The sequence below is a fragment of the Aquipseudomonas alcaligenes NBRC 14159 genome (assembly GCF_000467105.1).
GTDB classification, from domain to species: domain Bacteria; phylum Pseudomonadota; class Gammaproteobacteria; order Pseudomonadales; family Pseudomonadaceae; genus Aquipseudomonas; species Aquipseudomonas alcaligenes.
Map to the genome: position 1 here is coordinate 1 of NZ_BATI01000104.1, position 350 is coordinate 350.

A 350-nucleotide genomic window follows, 5' to 3' on the forward strand; every position below is an offset into this window, starting at 1 on the left:
GTCACACTGTCGGAGTGGGTATCCTGGTCGTAATCGGTGATGGTTGCAGTGCCCTGCAAGCCAACCAGATTCGACCCCAGCAGGGCCTCCTGAGCGTCGTAGCTACCATTGGCACCCGGCAGCTCATGGTCGATCTCCTGATACTGGTTCAGGGTGACGACGCCCGAGCCGTTGACCGACAGGGTGAAGATGGTATTGCTGCCGCTGATGGCCCCTTCACTGCCGGCCGTGGACCCGATGATGGTGCCACTCGGGGTCTGGTACAGGCGGATGGCGGCACCGTCGCTGCTGAGGCCGGAGAGCGTCCCTTCGGCAACCAGCAGGACCATGGAATAGCTCCAGGTCACCGT

At 62.6% G+C, this 350-nt stretch carries 1 protein-coding gene; it reads right to left on the reverse strand.

What is annotated here, in order from left to right:
- Positions 1-329 (reverse strand): DUF5801 repeats-in-toxin domain-containing protein (locus PA6_RS22230; protein WP_043217417.1); only part of this gene is annotated, 329 nt, incomplete at its 3' end.
- Positions 330-350: the final 21 nt, after the last annotated feature.